This window comes from Candidatus Hodarchaeum mangrovi (assembly GCF_975850365.1).
Genome location: NZ_CDLCQJ010000052.1, coordinates 12,972 through 35,160, shown reverse-complemented (window position 1 = coordinate 35,160; position 22,189 = coordinate 12,972). Strand labels below are relative to the sequence as shown.

Annotated in this window: 21 protein-coding genes; 11 read left to right on the top strand and 10 right to left on the bottom strand. The window is 32.7% G+C overall.

What is annotated here, in order from left to right; genetic code table 11:
- The first annotated feature begins 15 nt into the window (after positions 1-15).
- The 3 genes from ACWVCY_RS05370 to ACWVCY_RS05360 are packed head-to-tail and all read left to right on the top strand — an operon-like array spanning position 16 to position 3,624.
- Positions 16-1,083, top strand: coding sequence for an alpha-hydroxy-acid oxidizing protein (locus ACWVCY_RS05370; RefSeq protein WP_455140917.1), 1,068 nt, complete (start codon positions 16-18; stop codon positions 1,081-1,083).
- A 36-nt stretch (positions 1,084-1,119) separates the two neighbouring features.
- The gene (locus tag ACWVCY_RS05365) at positions 1,120-2,847 is read left to right on the top strand and encodes an FAD-dependent oxidoreductase (protein ID WP_455140915.1); all 1,728 of its coding nucleotides are present in this window, start codon (positions 1,120-1,122) and stop codon (positions 2,845-2,847) included.
- 12 nt (positions 2,848-2,859) lie between these two features.
- A complete protein-coding gene (locus tag ACWVCY_RS05360; RefSeq protein WP_455140914.1) occupies positions 2,860-3,624 on the top strand; it encodes a succinate dehydrogenase/fumarate reductase iron-sulfur subunit in 765 nt (254 codons plus the stop codon).
- A gap of 1 nt (position 3,625) precedes the next feature.
- Here ACWVCY_RS05360 and ACWVCY_RS05355 read toward each other — a convergent pair whose 3' ends face one another.
- The 4 genes from ACWVCY_RS05355 to ACWVCY_RS05340 form a co-directional block, all read right to left on the bottom strand.
- Positions 3,626-4,342 carry an RAD55 family ATPase gene (locus tag ACWVCY_RS05355; RefSeq protein ID WP_455140912.1) on the bottom strand — a complete coding sequence of 239 codons (717 nt, stop codon included), beginning with the start codon at positions 4,340-4,342 and terminating at the stop codon, positions 3,626-3,628.
- Between the two features lie 123 nt (positions 4,343-4,465).
- Positions 4,466-5,872 (bottom strand): glycerate kinase type-2 family protein, encoded by a 1,407-nt coding sequence (locus ACWVCY_RS05350; protein ID WP_455140910.1) that lies wholly within the window; start codon positions 5,870-5,872, stop codon positions 4,466-4,468.
- Complete coding sequence (locus ACWVCY_RS05345; RefSeq protein ID WP_455140908.1) at positions 5,844-7,430, bottom strand: hydantoinase B/oxoprolinase family protein; 1,587 nt, start codon at positions 7,428-7,430, stop codon at positions 5,844-5,846. Before ACWVCY_RS05345 ends, ACWVCY_RS05350 begins: the two co-directional genes overlap by 29 nt.
- A gap of 11 nt (positions 7,431-7,441) precedes the next feature.
- On the bottom strand, positions 7,442-9,460 hold the full coding sequence (locus ACWVCY_RS05340; protein WP_455140906.1) for a hydantoinase/oxoprolinase family protein: 2,019 nt from the start codon (positions 9,458-9,460) through the stop codon (positions 7,442-7,444).
- A gap of 197 nt (positions 9,461-9,657) precedes the next feature.
- Here ACWVCY_RS05340 and ACWVCY_RS05335 point away from each other — a divergent pair, with 197 nt between their 5' ends.
- Positions 9,658-10,401, top strand: coding sequence for an HAD family hydrolase (locus ACWVCY_RS05335; RefSeq protein WP_455140904.1), 744 nt, complete (start codon positions 9,658-9,660; stop codon positions 10,399-10,401).
- A 2-nt stretch (positions 10,402-10,403) separates the two neighbouring features.
- On the opposite strand, the gene menA is transcribed toward ACWVCY_RS05335, so the two are convergent.
- Positions 10,404-11,363 (bottom strand): 1,4-dihydroxy-2-naphthoate octaprenyltransferase, encoded by a 960-nt coding sequence (gene menA / locus ACWVCY_RS05330; protein WP_455140902.1) that lies wholly within the window; start codon positions 11,361-11,363, stop codon positions 10,404-10,406.
- Between the two features lie 121 nt (positions 11,364-11,484).
- On the opposite strand from menA, the gene ACWVCY_RS05325 reads away from it, so the two are divergent.
- Genes ACWVCY_RS05325 through ACWVCY_RS05315 form a run of 3 tightly spaced genes read left to right on the top strand, consistent with a single transcriptional unit; the run spans position 11,485 to position 13,101 of the window.
- On the top strand, positions 11,485-11,685 hold the full coding sequence (locus tag ACWVCY_RS05325) for a hypothetical protein (RefSeq protein WP_455140900.1): 201 nt from the start codon (positions 11,485-11,487) through the stop codon (positions 11,683-11,685).
- A 4-nt stretch (positions 11,686-11,689) separates the two neighbouring features.
- The gene (locus ACWVCY_RS05320) at positions 11,690-12,469 is read left to right on the top strand and encodes a hypothetical protein (RefSeq protein ID WP_455140898.1); all 780 of its coding nucleotides are present in this window, start codon (positions 11,690-11,692) and stop codon (positions 12,467-12,469) included.
- Positions 12,470-12,492: 23 nt separating this feature from the next.
- Entirely contained in the window at positions 12,493-13,101 is a 609-nt protein-coding gene (locus ACWVCY_RS05315) for an SGNH/GDSL hydrolase family protein (RefSeq protein ID WP_455140897.1), read from the top strand.
- Between the two features lie 58 nt (positions 13,102-13,159).
- Here ACWVCY_RS05315 and ACWVCY_RS05310 read toward each other — a convergent pair whose 3' ends face one another.
- The 3 genes from ACWVCY_RS05310 to dph2 all read right to left on the bottom strand — a co-directional run bounded on the left by ACWVCY_RS05310 (position 13,160) and on the right by dph2 (position 16,169).
- A complete protein-coding gene (locus ACWVCY_RS05310) occupies positions 13,160-13,930 on the bottom strand; it encodes a hypothetical protein (RefSeq protein ID WP_455140895.1) in 771 nt (256 codons plus the stop codon).
- A gap of 125 nt (positions 13,931-14,055) precedes the next feature.
- Positions 14,056-15,018 (bottom strand): hypothetical protein, encoded by a 963-nt coding sequence (locus ACWVCY_RS05305; protein ID WP_455140893.1) that lies wholly within the window; start codon positions 15,016-15,018, stop codon positions 14,056-14,058.
- Positions 15,019-15,140: 122 nt separating this feature from the next.
- Positions 15,141-16,169: a diphthamide biosynthesis enzyme Dph2 gene (gene dph2 / locus ACWVCY_RS05300; RefSeq protein ID WP_455140891.1), complete on the bottom strand. Its 1,029-nt coding sequence runs from the start codon at positions 16,167-16,169 to the stop codon at positions 15,141-15,143.
- 151 nt (positions 16,170-16,320) lie between these two features.
- On the opposite strand from dph2, the gene ACWVCY_RS05295 reads away from it, so the two are divergent.
- From ACWVCY_RS05295 to ACWVCY_RS05280, 4 genes are all read left to right on the top strand, one after another.
- Positions 16,321-17,253, top strand: a complete 933-nt coding sequence (locus ACWVCY_RS05295; RefSeq protein WP_455140889.1) for a hypothetical protein — start codon at positions 16,321-16,323, stop codon at positions 17,251-17,253.
- Between the two features lie 70 nt (positions 17,254-17,323).
- Positions 17,324-17,836 (top strand): hypothetical protein, encoded by a 513-nt coding sequence (locus ACWVCY_RS05290; RefSeq protein ID WP_455140887.1) that lies wholly within the window; start codon positions 17,324-17,326, stop codon positions 17,834-17,836.
- Positions 17,837-17,908: 72 nt separating this feature from the next.
- Positions 17,909-18,799 carry a site-specific tyrosine recombinase/integron integrase gene (xerA, locus tag ACWVCY_RS05285; RefSeq protein WP_455140885.1) on the top strand — a complete coding sequence of 297 codons (891 nt, stop codon included), beginning with the start codon at positions 17,909-17,911 and terminating at the stop codon, positions 18,797-18,799.
- A 54-nt stretch (positions 18,800-18,853) separates the two neighbouring features.
- Positions 18,854-19,645 carry a GNAT family N-acetyltransferase gene (locus ACWVCY_RS05280; protein ID WP_455140883.1) on the top strand — a complete coding sequence of 264 codons (792 nt, stop codon included), beginning with the start codon at positions 18,854-18,856 and terminating at the stop codon, positions 19,643-19,645.
- 12 nt (positions 19,646-19,657) lie between these two features.
- Here ACWVCY_RS05280 and ACWVCY_RS05275 read toward each other — a convergent pair whose 3' ends face one another.
- Both ACWVCY_RS05275 and ACWVCY_RS05270 read right to left on the bottom strand, forming a co-directional pair.
- A complete protein-coding gene (locus ACWVCY_RS05275) occupies positions 19,658-20,728 on the bottom strand; it encodes a DNA adenine methylase (protein ID WP_455140881.1) in 1,071 nt (356 codons plus the stop codon).
- 21 nt (positions 20,729-20,749) lie between these two features.
- Positions 20,750-22,159 carry a saccharopine dehydrogenase C-terminal domain-containing protein gene (locus ACWVCY_RS05270; protein WP_455140879.1) on the bottom strand — a complete coding sequence of 470 codons (1,410 nt, stop codon included), beginning with the start codon at positions 22,157-22,159 and terminating at the stop codon, positions 20,750-20,752.
- Positions 22,160-22,189: the final 30 nt, after the last annotated feature.

Below are 22,189 nucleotides of genomic sequence, written 5' to 3'. Positions count from 1 at the left end.
ATAGAAGGAATTAATATGAATTCAAGCGTCTTAACACTCGAAGATGTTCGTCAAAACGCAAAAGAAAAACTAAAGGGGGTTTGTATGGTCTATAAAGACTGTGATGGAGACCCCGGTCGTTTTTGTCAAGGACAACACTATGGACGTCCATTAGGATTCGGTGGAATCGGTTCAGGTGCATCCTTTCATAATAACTGGCTTGCATTACGAAAAATTAAATTAAACATGAATTTAGTTTCAAATCATTTTGAACCTGAAACCACATTTAATTTTTTTGGTAAAAAGTTAAAGATGCCTATTATGGGGGCCAGTGTTACTGGAGTTAATTCTTTTGGTGGGGATAAAGTAATTACAGAAGCTGATTTCTGCCATGCGACTGTGCATGGATGTAAAGCAGCAGGTACTCTAGGATGGCGTGGTGATACATACACCTATCATTATACAAATAGCAGCTATGGATTAAATGCCATAGAATCTGCAGGTGGTTGGGGAGTTAAAATTGTTAAACCCCGTTCTCAAGAAGAGATTATTAAATTTTTTAAACGGGCTGAAACAATTGGTGCAGCTGCTGTTGGAGTAGATACTGACGGATGTGGTTCCTATATGATGAATAAGCATAATAAACCAGTTTTTCGTAAAAGCGAAGCTGATATTGAAGAACTAGTTAAAGCGACTTCACTTCCAGTCATTATTAAGGGGATTATGAGTTCAGAAGATGCTGTTTTAGCTGTTAACGCGGGAGCTGCAGCTATTGTCGTTTCCAATCATGGAGGAAGAGTGCTAGACCACACGCCTGGAACTGCCGAAGTTTTGCCTCATATAGTCAAAGCAGTTGAAGATGAAAAAGTCATGATTTTTGTAGATGGAGGGATCCGTACAGGTTATGATGTTTTAAAAGTCCTTGCCCTTGGAGCTCATGCTGCCTTAATTGGACGAGATATTGTACGAGCTGCCGTTGGGGGAGGTATTGAAGGTGTTCGATTACAAATGGATTATTTACGATCAACACTTTCTAAAGCAATGATGATGACTGGATGTCAATCCTTAGATGCCATAAATGAGAGTATTATAACAAATAAATAATATTTTTACTTTTGAATAGAATGGAGATTAATTATTATGGATATATTGGAATTTGATTCAGTTGTTGTGGGAGGTGGTTTGAGTGGTCTTAGAACGGGATTAGAACTTTCCAAAAAACATAATGTTGCTCTTATAAGTAAAGTTGTTCCAATTCGTAGTCATTCAGGTGCAGCTCAAGGAGGAATTAACGCAGCTCTGGGAAACCATCCTGCAGGGAAAGATGATACTCCAGAGAGACATTCATTTGATACTGTTAAAGGATCAGATTATCTCGCTGATCAAGATGCGGTTCTATTCATGTGTAAAGAAGCCCCAAAAATTGTTGTGGAACTTGAAAGTATGGGAACCCCATTTTCAAGGTTTGAAGATGGAAAAATTGCTCAACGACCATTTGGGGGAGCTGGATTTCCTCGGACATGTTATGCAGCTGATCGGACTGGCCATGCATTATTACACACGCTTTATGAGCAGTGTGTTCGACAAAATGTTCAATTTTATAATGAATATTTTCTTATCGATATCATTAAAGTAGAAAATCAAGTGACTGGAATTATTACCCTTGATCTTTCTTCTGGTAATTTAGTTATATTTAGAGCTAACAATGTTATTCTTGCTACTGGAGGATTTGGGTGGATTTATAGAGCCAGTACAAACGCACTAATTTGTACTGGTGATGGAGTCGGAGCAGCATTCAGAGCAGGAGTTCCTATGAGTGATTGTGAATTTGTTCAATTTCACCCTACTTGTTTGCATGGTACTAATATATTAATGTCTGAAGGCGCACGGGGAGAAGGAGGATTACTGTACAACAACTTAAATAAGCGTTTTATGGTGAAAATCGCCCCTGAAGCACAAGAACTTGCCCCAAGAGACATTGTAGCACGAGCGATTACCACCGAAATTAACGAAGGAAGAGGTTTCGAAGAAGCATATGTTCATCTTGATTTACGGCATTTAGGACGAGAAAAGATACTAGAGAGATTACCAGGGATTCGGGAAATCGCTATTGATTTTGCTGGGGTTGATCCAATTGATACTCCGATCCCTGTCCATGCAGGACATCATTATTCTATGGGAGGTATTGGTACAAAATATAATGGTGAATTTTGTGAAACTACATTGAAAGGCTTATGGGCAATTGGAGAAAATGCAGTTATATCCATACATGGAGCTAATAGACTGGGAGGTAACAGTTTATTAGAAACAGCAGTATTTGGAAGATATGTTGGACAAAAAATATTAGAGAAGGGACAATCAAAATCTCCACCAATTCAAAAGATTATTGAAGCAGAGAAAAAAGCCTTTAATGATCTGATTTTGCTATTTACTAGATGGGAAAATAATTTAGGAAAAACGCCTATTGCCATCCGCCATTCTATGGGGGAAACTATGAGTAAAAATGTATTTGTTTATCGGACTGAAGATGAATTGGTTCGTGCTTATGAAGACTTGAAAAAACTCCAACTAGCATTTAAAAATGTTAAGTTATGTGGTATTTCAACTCCAGAAGAAAGAAAATTTAATTTTGGATTAATAAGAACTCTTGAGCTCAGGAACTTACTTGATATTGCTGAAGTAACTGCATTTAGTGCACTATGGAGAAGAGAAAGTAGAGGGGCTCATTTTCGAACAGATTACCCCAAACGTGATGATACTAAATATTTAGTTCATTCTATGGTTCTAAGGGATCTAAAAGGTGATTTAAAGATGGAAACAAAACCTGTTAAACTCGGATATTTTGAGGTTCAGGCAAGAAAATATTAGGAAGAAAATATCATGAATATTTCACAAAAATTTTTGATTTATCGAAAGAAACCTAACCAAAGTGAACCGAACTATCAGAGATTTGAAGTCCCAGTAAAACCAGGTATGAGTATATTAGAAGCGTTATTCTATATCCAAGATCACTTTGATTCTAGTCTTAGTTTTCGTTATTCTTGTCGTGGGGCTATTTGTGGATCTTGTGGATTAACTATTGATAAACTTCCACAATTAGCATGTAAAACTCAAATTTTTCAGGTTAAATCAACTCAAAAACCACTAAAATTACCTGAATTGAATTTTGGGAGAATAAGAAATGATTGGGATAAAGAAAATGAGATATTAATTGAACCATTGCCAAATATGAAGATAATTAAAGATCTGGTTGTAGACATGGAACCTTTTTGGAGGTTTTATGAACATGTAGAACCTTATTTTGCGCGAGAATATAGAGATATCCAACCAGAATCTCTTCAATCACCAGAAGAAGCCCGATCTATTGAACACCTTGTATATTGTATTCTGTGTGGGATTTGTTGGACCTGCCCTGTTAATGCAAAAAATAGTCAATATTTAGGACCAGCTGCTCTAGCAAAAGCCTATCGATTTATTGGTGACACTCGTTTAAGCAAGATCCGCCGTTCAGAAATAGTGCATCAAGTTTCAATAAAATATGGTGTTCCTGCCTGTGAAAAATATTATGTTTGTAATCGTGTTTGTCCAAAAGGAGTTCGACCAGGAACTGCAATAAAAGATATTCGTGAAAAGTATCTGGTTTAATTTATGAAGGTAATTCAACATCTGGAGAAATTATTACCCCTTTTTCAGTAATGGATAAAGGAAAAACTCCTCGTTTATGTTTAATCCCTCTCATTTTGATTATTTCTATTCCCCGTTGTCTTTTCGACCCAGTTCTTTCGTTATAAAGGTGTATAACTCCTGATGCTAGAAAATCTTCTATAGTGTAATCTGTTAACCCTGTACTTTCTGTTATTGCAATTGATGTTACACCAAATCTTCTAATTACATCAAAAAATCGTAAAAAGTTGTAACGAACTTCACGAACATCATCAAATAGCAAAGAGATAATAGTAAGTGGATCAATAACAAGTCGTGTTGCATTGATGTCATTTATTGCCGTTTTAAGCTCTTTTGTGAGACCAGGTAAATCAAGCTTTCCCTGTTGTAAAGCAATCTGCCCCTGGCCTAACGCTTTTCCATAAGAGAAGTCCAATATGCGAATTTTCTGCTCCTTTTCATATTTCTCTAAGTTATAACCAAATGATTTTTGAGTCAATAATAATTCTTTTCGAGATTCATTGAATGAAAGAAAAATCCCATTTTCATTATACTGACGGATACCTTCTACAAGATATCCAATCGAAAGACAAGTTTTTCCCGCACCAGGTTCTCCAGATAATATTGTAGTCCATCCTTTAGGGATCCCCCCTCCTAATAATTCATCAAGACCAACTACGCCAGTCTTTGTCAATTCCATAAGATAACTCCTCTTTTAATCCATAATTTTCGTAAATGGATTATTATTTACTTCATTGACACGAACTTATCTTAAAAACAGTTCGATTATCCTCATATTTTAATAGAGAAATTCATTGAGATTCTAACTCTTCTCTATCCAACAAAAATGAATATCCATTACATTTGTACCTGTTGGTCCAGTTTTTATCAATGAGCCACCTAGTACACTAAAAAAGGTTGTAAGATCATTATTAAGTTGATAATTTTCGATAATTAATCCACTTTGTTCTAGAATAATTAATGAATCTGTATCAACAATCGCACCTGCATATGGAGAATTTCCATCTATTCCATCTGTTCCAGCAGATAAAAAACAGAATTTTCCTCTGAATTCTTTGAACTTTAACAACATTAATGCAGCAACTTCTTGGTTTCTTCCTCCTATTCCTTTTCCTGTAACTTCAATTGTTGGTTCTCCTCCGCTAATAAACAAGCAAGAATTTTCGCCTTTAGACAAAAATTCAGTGAATTCTTTGAAAAGATATTCTACCATGTCCTTAAAATTCCCTTCTAGTTGATTAGTAAGAAATTTATACCTTATACCCAATCTATTAGCTTCATCAATAACAAAATTGCAGGCAATTTTATTTGATGCAAGAATAAAATGAGATATATTCTGAAATATTGGATCATAAGGTTTAGGAGTTTCTTTTACCAAAGATTTGATACCTTTCTGTATGTGTTCTTTAATAGAGAAAGGCGTACTATTTTCCCATAAATTGAATTCTTGAAGTATCTGTTTTGCATCTTTAAATGTACTTGGATCAGGATAGAATGGCCCTGAAGCGATGCTAGTAAGGTCATCTCCGATCACATCAGAAATTACTAATACTAAAATTTCATTTGATTTACAGTATGTAGCCAATCTTCCACCTTTAATATTTGAAATATGCTTTCGAATAATATTGATTTGTTGTATTGTCATCTTATTAGTAATGAGAAGCAAGTTGAATCTCTGAAAATCATTCCAAGAAATTGTATCAATAGGTGCTGTTAATAAAGCCGAACCACCTCCACTTATTAATGCGAGAACAAGATCTTCTTTTTTAATCTTTTTAATAACTTCTAAAAGGGCTTCAGTGTTTTCGACATTTTTAAATGAAGGAATTGGATGCTCTGACTCCAAACACTCAATATTCTTTAGTTTAAGCTGAGATTTTACTCCTTTAGGCACTATTACTATCCCAGAAAGTTCACAATTTTGAAGGATTTCTTCTAAAGCCTGTGCCATATGCCCAACAGCTTTTCCACCTCCTATTATCCATATTTTTCTGTTTCGAATTTTTATTGATTTTTCAAAAATCTGGAGCTCATTCTGATCATGGGTTATCACAATATTATTTTGTATGATGTTCAATGGATTTACAGCAACTAATGCGCTCTCATAAAGGTTAAGAAGAATTTCACGTCGAATTCGAGTATTTTCACTTCGAGCGAAAGACAATAACTCATTTTGATTTTTAATCATCTTCTGATTCCCTTTTTCCATACCCTCCACCGCCTGGAGTCATAATTTTCAAAGATTCTCCTACCTTTAAAGAAATAATAACTCTACCTGGTAACTGGATTTCTTTGTTATCCTTAGTTATTTTGATGTTAATTCCTTTAGCACCAGCTTCTCCCCCAAATAACCCATAAGGACAAAATTTCCGACGTTCAGTTTGCAGGGACACTTTAGTGTCAACTAATCCTTCAATTTCTCTGATAATTCCATTTCCTCCATTATTGATGCCATTCCCTCCTGAATTTTCACGGAATGAGTAAGTTTTGACTCTAAGGGGATAGGAGAGTTCTAACGCTTCAATTGGTGTATTCAAAGTATTAGTCATATGAGAGTGTATCGCAGAGATACCAGAATATGATTTAGCTCCCCCTACCCCTCCTCCTATAGTTTCATAATATGTAAAAGGAACTCCTTCATAATCAATCCCACCTATAGTTATGTTATTCATCGTTCCTTGTGAAGCGGCCGGAATTTGCTCAGGAAGAGCTGAAGAGAGTGCTCCTAATAATACATCAGTAATTCTTTGTGATGTTTCAACATTCCCAGAAGAAACTGCTGCAGGATATGCAGGATCTAATAAACTACCTTTTGGTATATTAACTTCAATATTTCGAAATAATCCAGCATTTGTCATGATAGCTGGATCAGTTAATGACCGAAATACATAATAAACACATGAATAAACTACTCCTTTTGGAGCATTACAATTTCCAATTTGTTGTGGGTCTGTTCCTACAAAAGAAACTTTTATTTTTTCATTTGATTTTTTTATTCCCACTTTAATCTTTACTGGGTCATCGGTTACTCCATTGGAGTCTAAATAGTCTTCAAAAGTGAATTCACCTTCAGGAAACCTTTGGAGTTGTCTCTGAAAAGCTTTCTCTGAAAGATTCAATAATTGTTTAGCAGCCTCTAGTAAATAATTTTTACCATATCGAATAGATAATTCCTTCAATCTTTCTTCGCCACGAAGCAGCGCAGCTCGCTGTGCACGAAAATCACCTAATCTTTCAGATTTTACACGGACATTAGCTAGGATTAAATTCATAATATCTTTTACTTCTTTTCCCTCGGAATATAGCTTAACTGGGGGAATAATCAAACCCTCTTCGAAAAGTTCAGTAGAAATACCTGGCATAGAACCAGGTGTTGATCCGCCTATGTCCGCATGATGTGCACGATTATTGACGAAAAAACTTAATTCTCCTTCTATAAAAACTGGCATCAGAAAAGTTATATCAGGTAGATGGGTACCTCCTGTGTACGGGGAATTAAGGATAATTATATCTCCAGATCTCATAGTTTCTTTTGAGTAGGTTTGAAGTATTATTTCCATTGAAGAAAACATAGCTCCAAGATGGACTGGTATGTGTTCAGCCTGTGCAAGTAATTCTCCAAATTTATCAAAAATGGCACATGAAAAATCTAGGCGTTCTTTGCAGTTAGGACTAAACGAAGCTCTTTTCAAAACTATACCCATTTCTTCTGCAATATTTTCTAAAGCTTTTTGAATAACAGATAGAGATACTAGATCAACTTCCATGAATAAAACCCTCAAATCAATTTTTGGAGTAAAATATGACCATCAAGGATAACTTCACCTTGCCAATGCGGAGAAATCAATGTAGTTGAATCATTTTGTTCAATGATAGCAGGCCCATCAATGATGTTATTACCTTCAAGCATTGACTTTAGAAAAATTTCAACCTCACACCACTGACCCTGAAGAAAAATTTCTCTTCTACCTTGATGTGACTCCTCAGGGGGTGATTTTTTACCAGATGGTAAAGACCTTAGATGAAACTTTGGCAATGGAACCAATGCTGCAACACGAATATTCACAATCTCTCGCCTTGCATCGGGAGAGGAATATCCATATGCTTTTTCATGCGCTTTATCAAATGCATGTGACGTTGCTTTTAAATCCCCATAATAAGGAACAGATAATTCATAAGATTGACCAATTAATCTTACATCCAAACTACGTGTGATCATAACATCTTTTTCTTTAAATCCATCATCCATACATTGATTTACGCCCATATTTGTAAGCTCAGAGAATTCCTGTTCAAGTTCCTGCTTTGTAATTATATCCATGGGTTTCAAAATAGATTTGGTCAAATCATGTCTTATATCTGCAGTCAATAATCCATATGCTGACCAAACTCCTGGATAAGGAGGAATAATAACATGTTTCATCGATAACCGATCTGCTAATGAACAACCATGTAATGGGCCTGCTCCACCAAATGCGATTAGGGAAAAATTACGACTATCATATCCCCTTTCTGTAGAAACCTTTCTTAGTGCAAGAGAAATATTATTTTCAAAAATCTCGATAATCCCTGAAGCACAATCATAAATTGATGGAAAATCTAATTCTTCAGCTAAAGATTGAATAACTTCACTTGCTAATTTGGGAAAAATTTCTACTGATCCTCCACAGAAAAATTTAGGATTTAACATTCCTAAAACTAAGTTAGCATCAGTTACTGTAGGTTCTTTTCCTCCTTGATTATAACAAGCAGGTCCTGGCTCTGCTCCAGCACTTTCTGGACCCACACGAAAAACACCGTGTTCATAACGTGCTATAGATCCACCACCGGCCCCGATAGTTTGTACTGCAATGGTTGGAAGAGGGAGTGGATAACCTGCAACGGTATTTTCTGTTGTAACTTCAATATTTCCCTCTAAAACACTTGCAACATCAGTACTCGTACCACCTATATCTAAAGTTAAGGCATTTTTAATTCCTAGTTCATTACTTGAATATAATCCCCCTAATACACCACCAGCTAAACCAGATAATACAGTTTCAACTGATTTTTCAGCTGCATTTTTAATTTGAGTTACACCACCTGTTGATAATAGAATTAATGGAGAAATCTTAATATTTCGCTTGTTAATTTTAACTAGTAAGGAATTAAAGTAATTACGCATAAGAGGAGCCACAAATGCGTCTAAAACAGTTGCACTGGTTCTAGCATACTCCCTAAATACAGGTAACACCCAACTGGATCTAGAAATACTAATATCTGGGATTGATTTCCGAACTAAATCTTCTATTATTAATTCATGAGATGGATTAAAGAAAGAAAAGAATAAGGAGATTGCTAGGGAGTTGATTTTATTTTTCTTAAGATGTTCAATAATTTCAGCTACATTTTCAACAGATAAACCTTCAAGAATTTCTCCTTTTGATGTTATCCTCTCCTTCACTCCATAACGGTACTCTCTGGGAATAAGAGGGGTAATTCGTTTTGGATATAACGAATATAAGTTGGTACGGTTCTGTCGTCCGATTTCTAAAACATCTGTAAATCCTGCTGTCGTGATAAGAGCAGTTCTAGCCCCACTTCGGGTAAGAATTGCATTTGTGGCAACAGTTGTGCCATGTACAAGGACATCTATTCTTTTAATACTCTCTCCTAATAAACTCAAACCAGTATCAATGCCAAGGGATTGATCGTGTGGAGTACTGGATACCTTTTCAACCTTTACAAACCCAGAATCTGAGTCTATTAAGATAAAATCAGTAAATGTTCCCCCTACATCGATACCAAGACATTTCATTGACTTAACCAGCTCAAAAAATCATCTTAAAGACTTATTACGTTTTTAATACTATAATCTTAATATTTTTTATAATTTATAATAATGAGGGTAAAAATATAAAGTAGGTTTACATAAAAAAAGCAGCTTCACAAAGCTTGGATAATATATTATATTTCTCTAGAGTCCAAAAATTATAGTTAGGACGCATTATCGGTATGAATGCAATAACATTCAGTCTTATCGGAGTATTAACAACCCCAATCCGTGCGGAAATTATGAACTACGAACGAGGGCATCGCGAATTTTTAATTTATGAATTGCTAGCTGAAAGATATGATATTTCCCGACCACAATATGAAAGAGCTCTTCAAAACACCTATAATACAATAAATTTCGAAAGAAAAGAACGAGGTTTCGATTATGGAGTTGGGAGATTAACGAATCTTCTTTTAACAAATTTATCTATTGTCCCAGAATATCAAATACGAATTAGAATTGAACAGATTTTCGTAAATTCGCTTTTTAACTTCCAAATTCAACCAAGAAGTGAAACATATTCAGTTTTAAGCCATTTAAAACGAGAAAATTTTAAACTTGGTCTTATTGTTAATACAATGGATTCCTCAGGTGATGCTTATAGAGAATTGGTTGCTAATAACCTAGCTTTAGGTAATATATTTGATTCTATGACATTTTCAAATGAAGTTGGATTCTCAAAACCCCACCCTTTTATATTCGGTACTGCTCAAACTGAATTGGGAATTGAAAATCCACAGGATATAATCCATGTTGGGGAGAACCTTAAAAATGATATTATTGGTGCCAAAAAGGCCAATTTCAGAACTATGCACTTTCAAAACAATAGATCTACTTCTAAAGATATTAACAAAATAAAACCTGACTTTAAAATTGAACATTTAAGCGAGCTTCTAGATAAAATATCAGAAATTCCATGGTAGATTTAAGCTAGAATAAATCCAACAATTATTAGTAAACCAAATATAAAATGTAAAGCTATAGTTTGGCCATTTGCAGGTAGTAGCTCATTTATATTAAGGTAATTTGTTCTAACAATTTTTATTATTTTTAATGCCAAGGGAAAACTAATTACTGGTAATAGAACTAATAGTGGTAATTTCAATATTAATAATAATAACAATAAAGAAGAATATGTAAGAATTAATCCGATCTGATAAATTATAGCTGATTTTTTCTTTCCTAAGATAACCACTAATGTTCTTTTATTTGCTTTTAGATCCGCCTCGAAGTCCTGAAATTCATTCAAAAATAGAACCATTGCAATTAAGATCGCAATTGGAATGGACGCAAAAAATGGAATAACGGAATTAATATGACCCAACTGTATATAATACGCGCTTAATACCCCTAGTGGTCCGAAACCGACAAATACGGCAATTTCACCCATGCCATGGTAGCTAAATTGAACAGGTATTGCAGTATAGAAAAAACCTAATCCAATAGCTATAATCAGGAATAATATCAGGAGATAGCCATTCGTCAAGAAAATTAATAATATAGCTAGAAGTATTCCAATAAAATATGACGCAATTGACGCTTTTATTATATGTGAGGAAGGAAGAACTTGATCCTGTATAATTCGGGATCCTCCATTAAATTGGGAATAAAATTCATTAATATTGTCGGCTTCTTCGTCAAAGTAATCGTTTGCTAGATTAGTACCTGCATGGATTGCTACCCCTGAAATTAAGGTCATAATACCAAGTATAGGATTAAAAACCTGACCTTCATACCAAGCGATAGCCATTCCTAAACTTAAAGGAATTATTGATGCGGTGAAAAATGGAGCACGAACGGCACGAATCCAAATTAACAGTTTAAATATAAATTTTGACTCCGAGGAGTACTTGGATGTTTTTATTGATGTTTTGTAATCAGCCATTAGCTTCAAATCCTATATAAGAGCAACCTGTATCAATATCAAAGAAATAATAATTCATTAATAATTCCTCGTTTACATCGTATTACACAGTAACTAAATTCAATTCTCCCTGTGATTATCCATGTCTAGAACTAGTGTTCTTTCAATAAGAATTAATAAACAAACAAGAGAACTTCTTGAATATAACGCCAGAATTTTAAATCTTAAAGTTTCAGTCCTGGCTGCAAAAGTACTTGAAGAGAAAACTGAATCATGGGCTAAGGAATATGCATCACGAATATATCACGAATTGGGTTTAGATAAAAAGAACCTTAGAGGTTAAAAAAATGGTTGGAATTTTAGAAATTTTAATATTATTTATCCCGTTAAGTTTTGCAACCTTTTTATCTTTTCTAAATTTTCTAGTTCTTTTTAATAATTATCGAAAGACAGGCGAGAAGACTATTCTTCATATTGCTATTACTTTTTTGGCAAGTACTATTACATTTTTCATTCTTGATATATCAAATTTCTTTGAACCCTCAAATCAATCCAATATGTTTCTTTTTGCCAATGTTTTTGTATGGATCATTTTTTTGCAAGTAAATCAAGCTTTTCTCTCAGCTTTTTTAAATAATACTCAATTTCTTGAAAGGTACCTTCCTGGAGTCTTTGGATCAGCAATCTTTATGGCATTACTTGGTGCTATTTTTCCTGATAGGTATTTCCTAATGAATCCTTATAAATTAGAATTGGGGATATTTCTACTTTCTGGCTTATTTATACTTTATATCTTTGGGATTGCCTGGATTCGTATAACAAATTCATTATCCCTGTTTGAAGAAGAAGAAGCGAGATTACTTCTCTCTACACGTCGTGTTATTACAATAGCTCCTTTATGTGTTATATATACCTTTATTAGTGTCTATTTTTGGCTTACTACAAAAGGTCTTACTAATCTAACTTTAAACATAAATTCTTGGGAATTAGTTGATTGGATCACATATTTAAATGTTCCAATTTATTTATTTGTCCTATTAGGAACACTCTATGAATTTTCAAAACTAAAATTTGAGAAAATAGATATTTCAAATATTCTTAATACTCTAGATTCTCCTAAACAGTGATTTTAAAATCTGGAGCATTTAAATTGGATGAAATAGTTAAAATCCTCTGTATTGGAGATTCGCATACAGCGGGTTTTCCTTCCTATGATCCATTTTATGGTGGAGATCAAAAAAGTTCATATGAATACTGGTTAGAAAGAAAATTATCTGAAGAAAACAAAAATATTTGGTTTAAAATCGATAATCATGGAATTTGCGGTCAAATTTCTTCACAAATTCTTTCACGACTTTCCCGTATTTTAGATAAAAATAGATATGATTTCATATTACTTTGGGCTGGTGCAAATGATATTGCATTGGGCTATTCAGCTGATTCAATTTGGAAAAATTTAATGAAGGGTGTAAGAATAGCAAAAAAAGAGATTATATCAATTTTTATAATTACTATACCACCTATGGGATGGACTGAGATTCATCCGACAATAATGGAACTTAATCAGAAAATTATAACTCAATCTGGAATAGATTTCACCTCAATAGATGTATTTAACGATTTAAGTGATGGATATTTTTTAAATTCACAATTTGATTCAGGAGATGGAGTTCATCTGTCAAATGTAGGTTATAAAAAAGTTGCTTCAATAGTTTTTAATCATTTACAGGTAAAAATTGATAAATTTAAGAAAAATTAGAGATTTTGATCCGAAAACGGATTTTCCAGCTTTATTTAAATTACCTGTTTTTTTGAAATCAAAGTTTTTGAAAATGATTTAATTGAGGCTCGAAAATTTCGCCCTTTTCTAACCTCTGTTTTAGAACTTTTTCAACAATGTTAAAATTGACATTCATTTCCTTGGCTTTTTGCTTAATTATCTCGATTGAAATTGGTGTCTCCCCTATAATTCTTAATACCAATGAAGCACTGTCTTCTTCCTTGAATGTAGAGTAAAAGCTACTCTTTATATTCTCAATCGTCTCAGGTGTAAGGATATTTCTTCTCAAAGATTCTTGAATAATTGATGAGAAAATTTCCTTTGAATTCTTCTGAGAATCTAAAAAACAATTAAGATGATAATACTTATGGCCAGATATTACCCGTCCGTCTGAAAGTTCAATTTTTGAAGGTTCAGCTACTCTATATTCATCTTTCAGAAGCTTATTTTCACACAATCTACAAGAAGATCGAGATGACTTAGAAACTTCTAAAAAAGGAGCTTCATCTAATTTTGGTGTATCAGATGCTGATTGAATGATGTTTTTACGTATTTCAAATACTTCATTCTTGGTAACTAAATCGTTTTTTTCTAATAGGTGTAATACTTCATCCTGATGCGATTTAGGAACGCAATGAATATGGTAATATCCATAAGAGAAAACTTCCTTCCCAGATTCTATTGTGAATTTAAATGGAATCCCTGCTCTTAGGTCACCTTTATTGATCTTATTCCTACACCCACGACAAGAGGATCGACTTGATTTGGCGAGTTCAGTTATTAAAGGCTTTTTCTCTTCCTCGGACATTATTTTCCATTTCCGGTAGCTATATGATAGAGAAATTATTTCTATATTCTAATTTAAAGTTTATTAGAGGATCAAGAAAAAATAAAAATAAAAAATTTGAATAAAAGAAATCAAGAACTGTTTAATCAGGAAAGAAAGACGAACCGTGAACTTTGAAGTGCTTTATTTAGGTGAAACTCCTTATCATGCCAATTACACGCTTCAATGAATTTTTCTAGATTATTTGAAATAAATGTAATCATTTCAGACTTAATTGTGCAGAATGTGTGCATATCAGGAACACGATATGTCAAAAACACAAAAATCCTATTATAACATTTAAAATGCCATATCACAGAATCCTTAAGTTGTTTTGCTCCAAGAATTGAATCAGGTCGTTTGTGAAAAATATATTCATATTTCACAAATCGGGAAATTGTTGGAATAATTGAGTCTGAAATGAGTGGATTGTCTTGATTTCGTGATGTAGAGAATAGAAATTCTCCTTTATCATCATAAACTAAAATGAAAGAGATTAATCCACCAAGATCTTTCTTAATCTGGCCTAAAATTCTTTTATAAATGGTTGAATCGTCAGCTAAGGATCTATCTTCAAGAATCTGGTCAAAACCATTTTCCCACAAGTTTAATGAACCTTTTAAATCATCTAGCATAGGTAAATGCTGAGAAAGTAGCGTTTTTGATAAGTTTTGAAACTCAGATGATGTTGAAAGGGTTATCAATGCCATACCATTTTGAGTTTTGGTATAGTCAACAAAGATAGGATGATCTGTTTCTTCAGTGATTTCAACAAGTGTAGGACGAACTACCTCTTTTAACTGGCTAATAGCCTCAATAAGTCCTGACATTAACATTATTGGCTCACTATTAGGTTCAAAAAGTTCACGTTTTATATTATGGATTCGACCAAATTTATCTACGTGAATTGAACGCGTATAGATAGGTAATCCTCCCTCAGTTGATAAAACAACAAGTAAATTACTCCCTTTTAATTGAACCCCATTTTTTGAAAAGGAAAAATCAAATTGGCTTTGAGAATAATGTCTATCCTGATTCAGTCCTTTTCTCACATATATTTCCTTTTCCAAGGAAGAAACTTCCTAGTTTTATCATCATGTTTTTTGAACAAAGTCATAAATACATGAAAATTATATAAAATAATCTAGAGAACTCCTTCGAATTTAGAATTAGAAGAGTAATTATCATTAAATTAGAAGAACCCCATCTCAAGTAATCTTTCCCATGATAGTTGGTTATACAGATATAAAAATTCTTTGTAGCTTATTATAGGTTTTTCTACACGAAATTGATCATCAAAAGCCAGCCTTGGACATGCTGTATTTACCCATGCATCAACCCATGTTATATTGGATAATGCTGAAAAATCAATTTTCTCAGTAGCAACCGTGATAGAATCCAAGTTATTTCCAGCCATTATTTCTTTTATATTTTTGATTTTACTCTTACTAAATTGTCCTAATTTTGAACTACTAATAATTCCCCAAGTTTTTGCATTTTTTGATTTATGAATCTCGATATACCGCTTTTGGATAGTTTGTCTTCGTATCTCACTAGAATAATATTGAATATCTCCATTATAAGGATCTAATTGTATAATAGGAGTATCTAAGATTAATATCATTCCATTAGTGTGAAAAGTTCCTGCATGTAAACTAATCACACCGTCAACTGATTCTTGTTTATTTCTTCTTGCATTTAAGACATGACACCCCAATATTTGTCTTTCAATTTGATTTCTTACCTCTATCCCATTAGAAACAAGAAAAGACTCAACTGAAGCTAAAATATTAAGGTGTTGAGCAGTTGACACTAAAATTACTTGTTTCCAGTTTAATTCAACTAATTTATCTAATAATTTGGGAAGAAATGGTGAAATATTAATATTAACGAAAGCTGGGATTAAAAGAAGTTGTATTCCTAAGTTTTTCAAAGATATTTGAATCTTTTTCTCAAATCTAAAGGAAGTGTGACCAAAATGGATAAGAAGAGTGCAATCAAGTATCTTAGCTAAATTAGTAGCAACATCACATACTCCATAACTAGGATCGCCTGAAACGAAGATTTCTAATTCTTCACTAAAATCATTTATTTCTTTGATGATTTGCTTTAATGGATAGTCAAGCATCCCTTCAGGTACCTGTATTAATATACGATAATGACTCCCTTCTTGTATTACCTTGCTAATTCTAGGTATTTCCAATTCATAAATTGTATCCATTAGGTATTCTCAACTCTGATTTCTTGATACTTTCACCAAGTTATAATGGTTTTCCAAAAAAAAATAAAAATTTAGTGTTCTCTATTCTGATTATAAAACCTATTTTAGTTTAAAGGAATTTTGCAATAATTTATCTTGATGAAATACTCGGATGACAAAACCTTTGCTCGATTCACTTCTATATGATCAGGGAATACTTTTACAACGAAATATTCGGCTTCTTTGCTTTCCAGATTATTTATTTTTCCGTACACATAACCAAAAACTTTATCGTGAGTTTGAAGGTTTTCCAAGATATTCAATTATTGCACGAAAATATACTGAAGATCAGAGTAATGATACTAAGTACAAAAGCCCTTGTTATTTGAGAAAATTATATATCATTGATGGAAGCTCCGCTCTAATAAATGCACCCTTCTTTTTTCCTATATCTAAGAAAATAAATCTATCCATAGTCGGAACAAATCTAAATTTTGTCGACGTAGTCAGATTTCGTGAATCATTTAAACCAATTTATGATTTTATACCTTTCCACCCTTATACTGTTAATATATTTCCATATAGCAAACCAGAAACAAAAGAAGAAAGCTCATTTGACTCAAATGCTGTTTCACTCCCCCTAAATTTTTATATTAGATATATTAAAGGTAATAACTACTTTTTAAATACAATAGCGATTGGATGCGTTCGATCTGCTTCAGATTTCTTCCCAAATGGTTTTGAATTATTAAGAGTTAATTTAGGAGATCTTTTAGAATACAAACAGTCATATTTTGATGAATCTAAAAAAAATTTCTTAACTAAACACGAGATTACATTAATTGAATTAAAAAGATTGATTAACATATTTAAAATCCCTGTAATCTTAGTATCACTCTATAAACTTGCTAAATTCGTAAATGTGAAAGGAGTTAATAGATCACTAAGCCCTGAGGGTTATTTACGTTATATTATGCATACTTGGAATTTTTCAGAAGCATTGATCTTGTTTAATGAAAAAGGAAGAAAGTGGGATCAAATTCATATATCTAAGCTAAATAATTATTATGATGAACACGGTTATGTTGTATTTTTTAATCGATAAGGATTAAAACGAAGGTTTTTAAGAATAGAATTCAAGAATTAATATGAAATTAATGTTTTGGTGAGTGAGAATGACCACTGAAAAACTTGCCCTTGATGAAATAATTCCAACAATTGAACGCGTTAAATTAACAATTGAAACTCTTAAACAAGAACTTGATGAAAAACAAGCTTTAGTGATTGAAAAAGAAAGACTCCTAGCAGAGAGAGAGGAAAAATTAAATCAAGCCCAAATTTCTCAACAGAAGCTTGAATCTGAATATTTATCTTTAGAGAATGAGTTTAAAAAAATATCAGAATTGTTTAATGAATTATCAACTCAAAAAGAAACAACCCTTGATGTAAAACAGCTTTTAAGCATTTACATCGCATTATTGGAGAAAGTATTTTCAGGGAAGCCTCATGCGAAAATTCTTTACTTATTACATGGTGATAAATCAGAAATGTCTCGCGAGGAACTGACTAAGGCTACTGGATTCTCGGCTGCAATCGTTTTACACTCACTACATGAGCTAAATCGGGCAGAATTAATAAAATATAACGAGGACGAAGGTAAAGCCTTTTTGATAAATAGAATTTATTAAATTTTATGCAATAAATGAAATATTACTTAGATGACATGACCTTATACAAAGGAAATGTCGTAAAATTAATTTATGTTGCTCGAAGATTTTTTAATATTTCTAGAAGTTGAAAAAGGTTACTCTCCAAATACAATAAGAGAGTATTCATATGATCTTCAAATGTTCCAACGTTTCACAAATAGTAAACCATTAGAGGATATTTGTACTAGCGATCTTCGTGGTTTTTTTCTTCATTTAAAAAGAGAAAAGGAATATTCTCCAAGAAGTCTTCACCGAAAAATTTGTTCTTTAAAATCCTTTTACAAATTTCTTAAAAAAGAAGGTTTTGTTACACAAAATCCTATAGAATCGATTGAATCGCCAAAAATTCCGCAATCTTTACCAAAAACTATAACGATAAAAGAAGCTTTAAAACTTCTTGAAGCACCAAAGACTCCTAGAGATAAAACAATTTTATACCTTCTATATGGAACTGGAATGAGAGTATCAGAATTAATAAACTTAGATAAAAGTCATTTAGATCTATCTAATAGATTTATCAAAGTAGTAAGAGGAAAAGGGAATAAGGATCGTTTAATTCCGTTACCTGATCAAATTATTCCCATTATAAATGAATATTTAAGCTCCCAAAATGGAAATGAAGATGAAAACGCCCTTATCACTAATCGATCAGGAAAGCGTATGACCACTCGTTCAGTACAACGAATTGTAAAAAAATACAAAGCACTTGCTAAGATAAACGACAAAAAATTAACCCCACATGTACTTCGACATGCTTTTGCAACTCATCTCTTATCTAATGCTGTTGATATCAGAGTTATCCAAGAATTACTGGGCCACTCATCCTTATCAACCACTCAATTATACACTCATGTTACACTCGAACATTTACGAAAATCATATGATAAAGGACATCCTCTTTCATCCCAACCTGATAATTCATCCACAATATTTGAAGGTTAAAGAATCAAAAATTTTATTGTCATATCTCTAGTCCTTGTTGAATGGAGATCATCCTTGCTCAGGAACCTATTCACATCTTTATTTAAGAATTCCGAAAGTAAATTAGATCTAAAATTTTTAGAAAATATCCAAACAGAACCATTAAGTCAAACTTGCTATGTGATCTGGTATTACTTCGAGAAAAGTAAAAATATTCAATTAAAATATTTGAATGAGCCGTTTAGATATATTTTTCGCTTTGATAATAAGTATCATATCTCTGGAACAGATATCTGGGAAATGGAGAGTCAGATTAAATGGTTTAAGACTAATATAGTTATCCAGTTCAATGATAAAGATCTTTGGGATGATATTCGAGCTAAATTTACAAATTTTCGATCTTTAGAAACAAATAAAAATGTTGACATCTTTAATACTTATTTCACATACTTTCTCTCTAATGATAGATTCAAAAAGTCAAAACAAAACTATAATTCGGTTGTTCAAATTCCTAATAAGACGATTTATTTACCTAAACGATATCGGCATTTAAAAGGAGGGTTAGCCTATGGTTATATGAAGGATAAGGAAATCATTAGTTTTGCTGCCGCTCCTCATATTTTAATTAAAGTACCATTCTCCTATGCTATTATCAGAGGAATTGAAACTCGTTTAGTTGAAAGACGCCAAGGGTTCGCATATGAAACTATGTCTAAACTCTGTGAAGCACTATTTAACGAAGTTAAAATAAATTGTATATATCTCTGGGTTGAAGAAAATAATCTAGCTGCTATCTACTTATATGAAAAACTTGGATTCCTTAAAGATTCAGTAATATATGCTACATATTGTGATTTACGTTTCTAGCCATTTTCTAATTTATTGACCAATGATTAATACTTCATTTGTCTGGTTTTTCTTAGTAGTTAACACATACTTATATGGAGTTCTTGAAACACTAATATTTTTTTTATAAGAGGCTAATATGTCAATTACTTCACGAATAGAGGGAATTCCAGGGTTTCTATAGGACACTGCAATGATAAAATCTTGAAATTTATTAAATAATTGGTCAAAGGCTAATACAACATTTTTAGGATCATTCCATTGATTTTTTACTGGAATTAATCTTCGATGTTTCGTTTGATAATCAATTAAATCCGGCCAATGATCATAATGACATAATCCTTCTAAGAAATGATAATACGAATGATAATCAACTCCAACTCCTTTATTCGAAAAGTATGGTGGGTCACAATAAATGAGATCAATTCTATCTGATGTTGTTTTAAAATCAAAAATATTTAAATTAAGAGCTTGGTTCTCTCTCCTGTTATCAAAGACTGATCCATTACCTTGTTTTAATGCTTGAGTAAATAATTGTTGAATAGGAGTATCCCATGTTCTTTTGTTTCCAAATGAACGCTTGACATCATTGAATCGTAGATTTAGATTTTTCCGATGAAAAAGATTAAATGGACGTTTTTGTAAGCAGGCCTGAAATAAAGCAAAATAACATAGAGACTTCTCATAAATATTTTCTAAACGCATTATGTTTTGAACTACTATATCTAAGGTTTTATTTTCTTCATCCGTATAATAGATACCTTTAAAGATATTTTGAATAAAATCTTTATAAGAAATATCAGCTTTGATCTGAAACAATCCTTTTATTTTCTTGACATCATATTTCACGGATTTATTTTCAATAAGTGCTTTACCAATGTAATAATTACTGACTAAATAATCATTGTAAATTACTCGCTTTCCTAATGATTTAAAGAGGTAAGCTATTGCTCCTGTTCCTCCAAAAGCGTCTAATACGATATCAAATTCAATTTCCATAAAAACAGATTTTAACCATGGCAATAATTTTAATTTACTACCTTGATATCTTGTAGAGGGGAATTTAATTTTAGCTGTATCTTCATTTAAATTATAATTAATCAAAGATATAACCCTAAAATGAATCTATAAAGAGATTACTCTCTCTTTAAACCGAATATTTAATTCACTTAATTCCTTCAAAATAGGTTCATATATGGATTTTTTAACTGGAATTAAAATCCCACGATCAGTAATTTTATTTTCCAGAATCATCCGAACTCCAATAGCAGCTGGAAGACCGACGGTTCGGGACATTGAGCTTGGTCCATTAGATATACCGTAATCAATCATTGTGGATGTTAATTGTTCTTTTTTACCATCAGTAAGCTGATATTTGAATTGATGAACCATGACAAGCATATCTCTTTCTCCAGGAGCATATTGAAGATGAGCTTCAAATTGAGCACAGAGAGCATCGAGAGGAGAAATCTTTTTCTTAGGAAGAGGGGTATTACCAAGGAGACCCATCCATTCGAATCGAAAAATTATATTATCATCTTCCTTGAGTGAAAATTTCTTCATTAGATTATTTTTTGCATTTGAATCTATTGGTGCTCCTAAAAGTTTATTTGTCAGATTTTTATATGTAAAACCATCTGGAAATTCTTCTTCTTCAAGTTTTAGATATCCTACATCTGCAATCTTTTTCATGGTTCGGCACCAACCAGGATTTCGCAAAGTTCCACGAATCATGGTCTGAGTTTCAGGAATTTGGTAAATAGCAATGTAAGGTTCCATCGAATTTCTATTTGGATATCCTTCTAACATCCCTAATTCTTTTTTATCTCCAGGACCTTTTTCATTAACAGGATAAGGTGAATAGTGATCGAAAAGTTCTTCACCGGAAATTTCTACTATTTTTCCATCTTTGAGATACTTAGCAGCATTTCTTCCTGCAAGAATGACTCCTCTTGGAGACCATGATAGTTTATAACCCCAAGGATTTGTATTAGCATCTGGAGCGGGTAATCCACCTGTATAGCTTGTAAAAGAGAGTACCTTTCCACTTCTTGCATGAATTGAATCAATTATTTTTTGTGCACTCATGTGATCTATTCCAGGATCAACACCAATTTCATTTAGTATTGTAATATTAGCTTCTTTTGTTTCTTGTTCTAGCTTCCTCATTTCAGGAGAGACATAACTTGTAGTGACCATATGTTTCTTGTAGCGAATACATTGCTTAGCAACTTCAACATGATATATATAGGGAAGAAGACTAACAGCAATATCACAATTTTTGACTAGAGTTTCTAATTTTTCTGGAGTTTTAGTAATATCAAACTCAATTGCAGTTCCTCTAGGATGGTTCTTAATTAATTTCTGGGCCTTACTTAACGTACGGCTCGCTACTATTACTTCATAATTATGGTCAAGTAGATAATTAATATGAGGGCCTGCCACCATTCCTGCTCCTAAAATTAATATTTTTTTCAATTTTATCACCAAAAATTCATTTTGTGTCAAATAAGTTCTTTTAGGGATAATTACCATTGATGTTTTGATTAATTAAAATTTACAAAG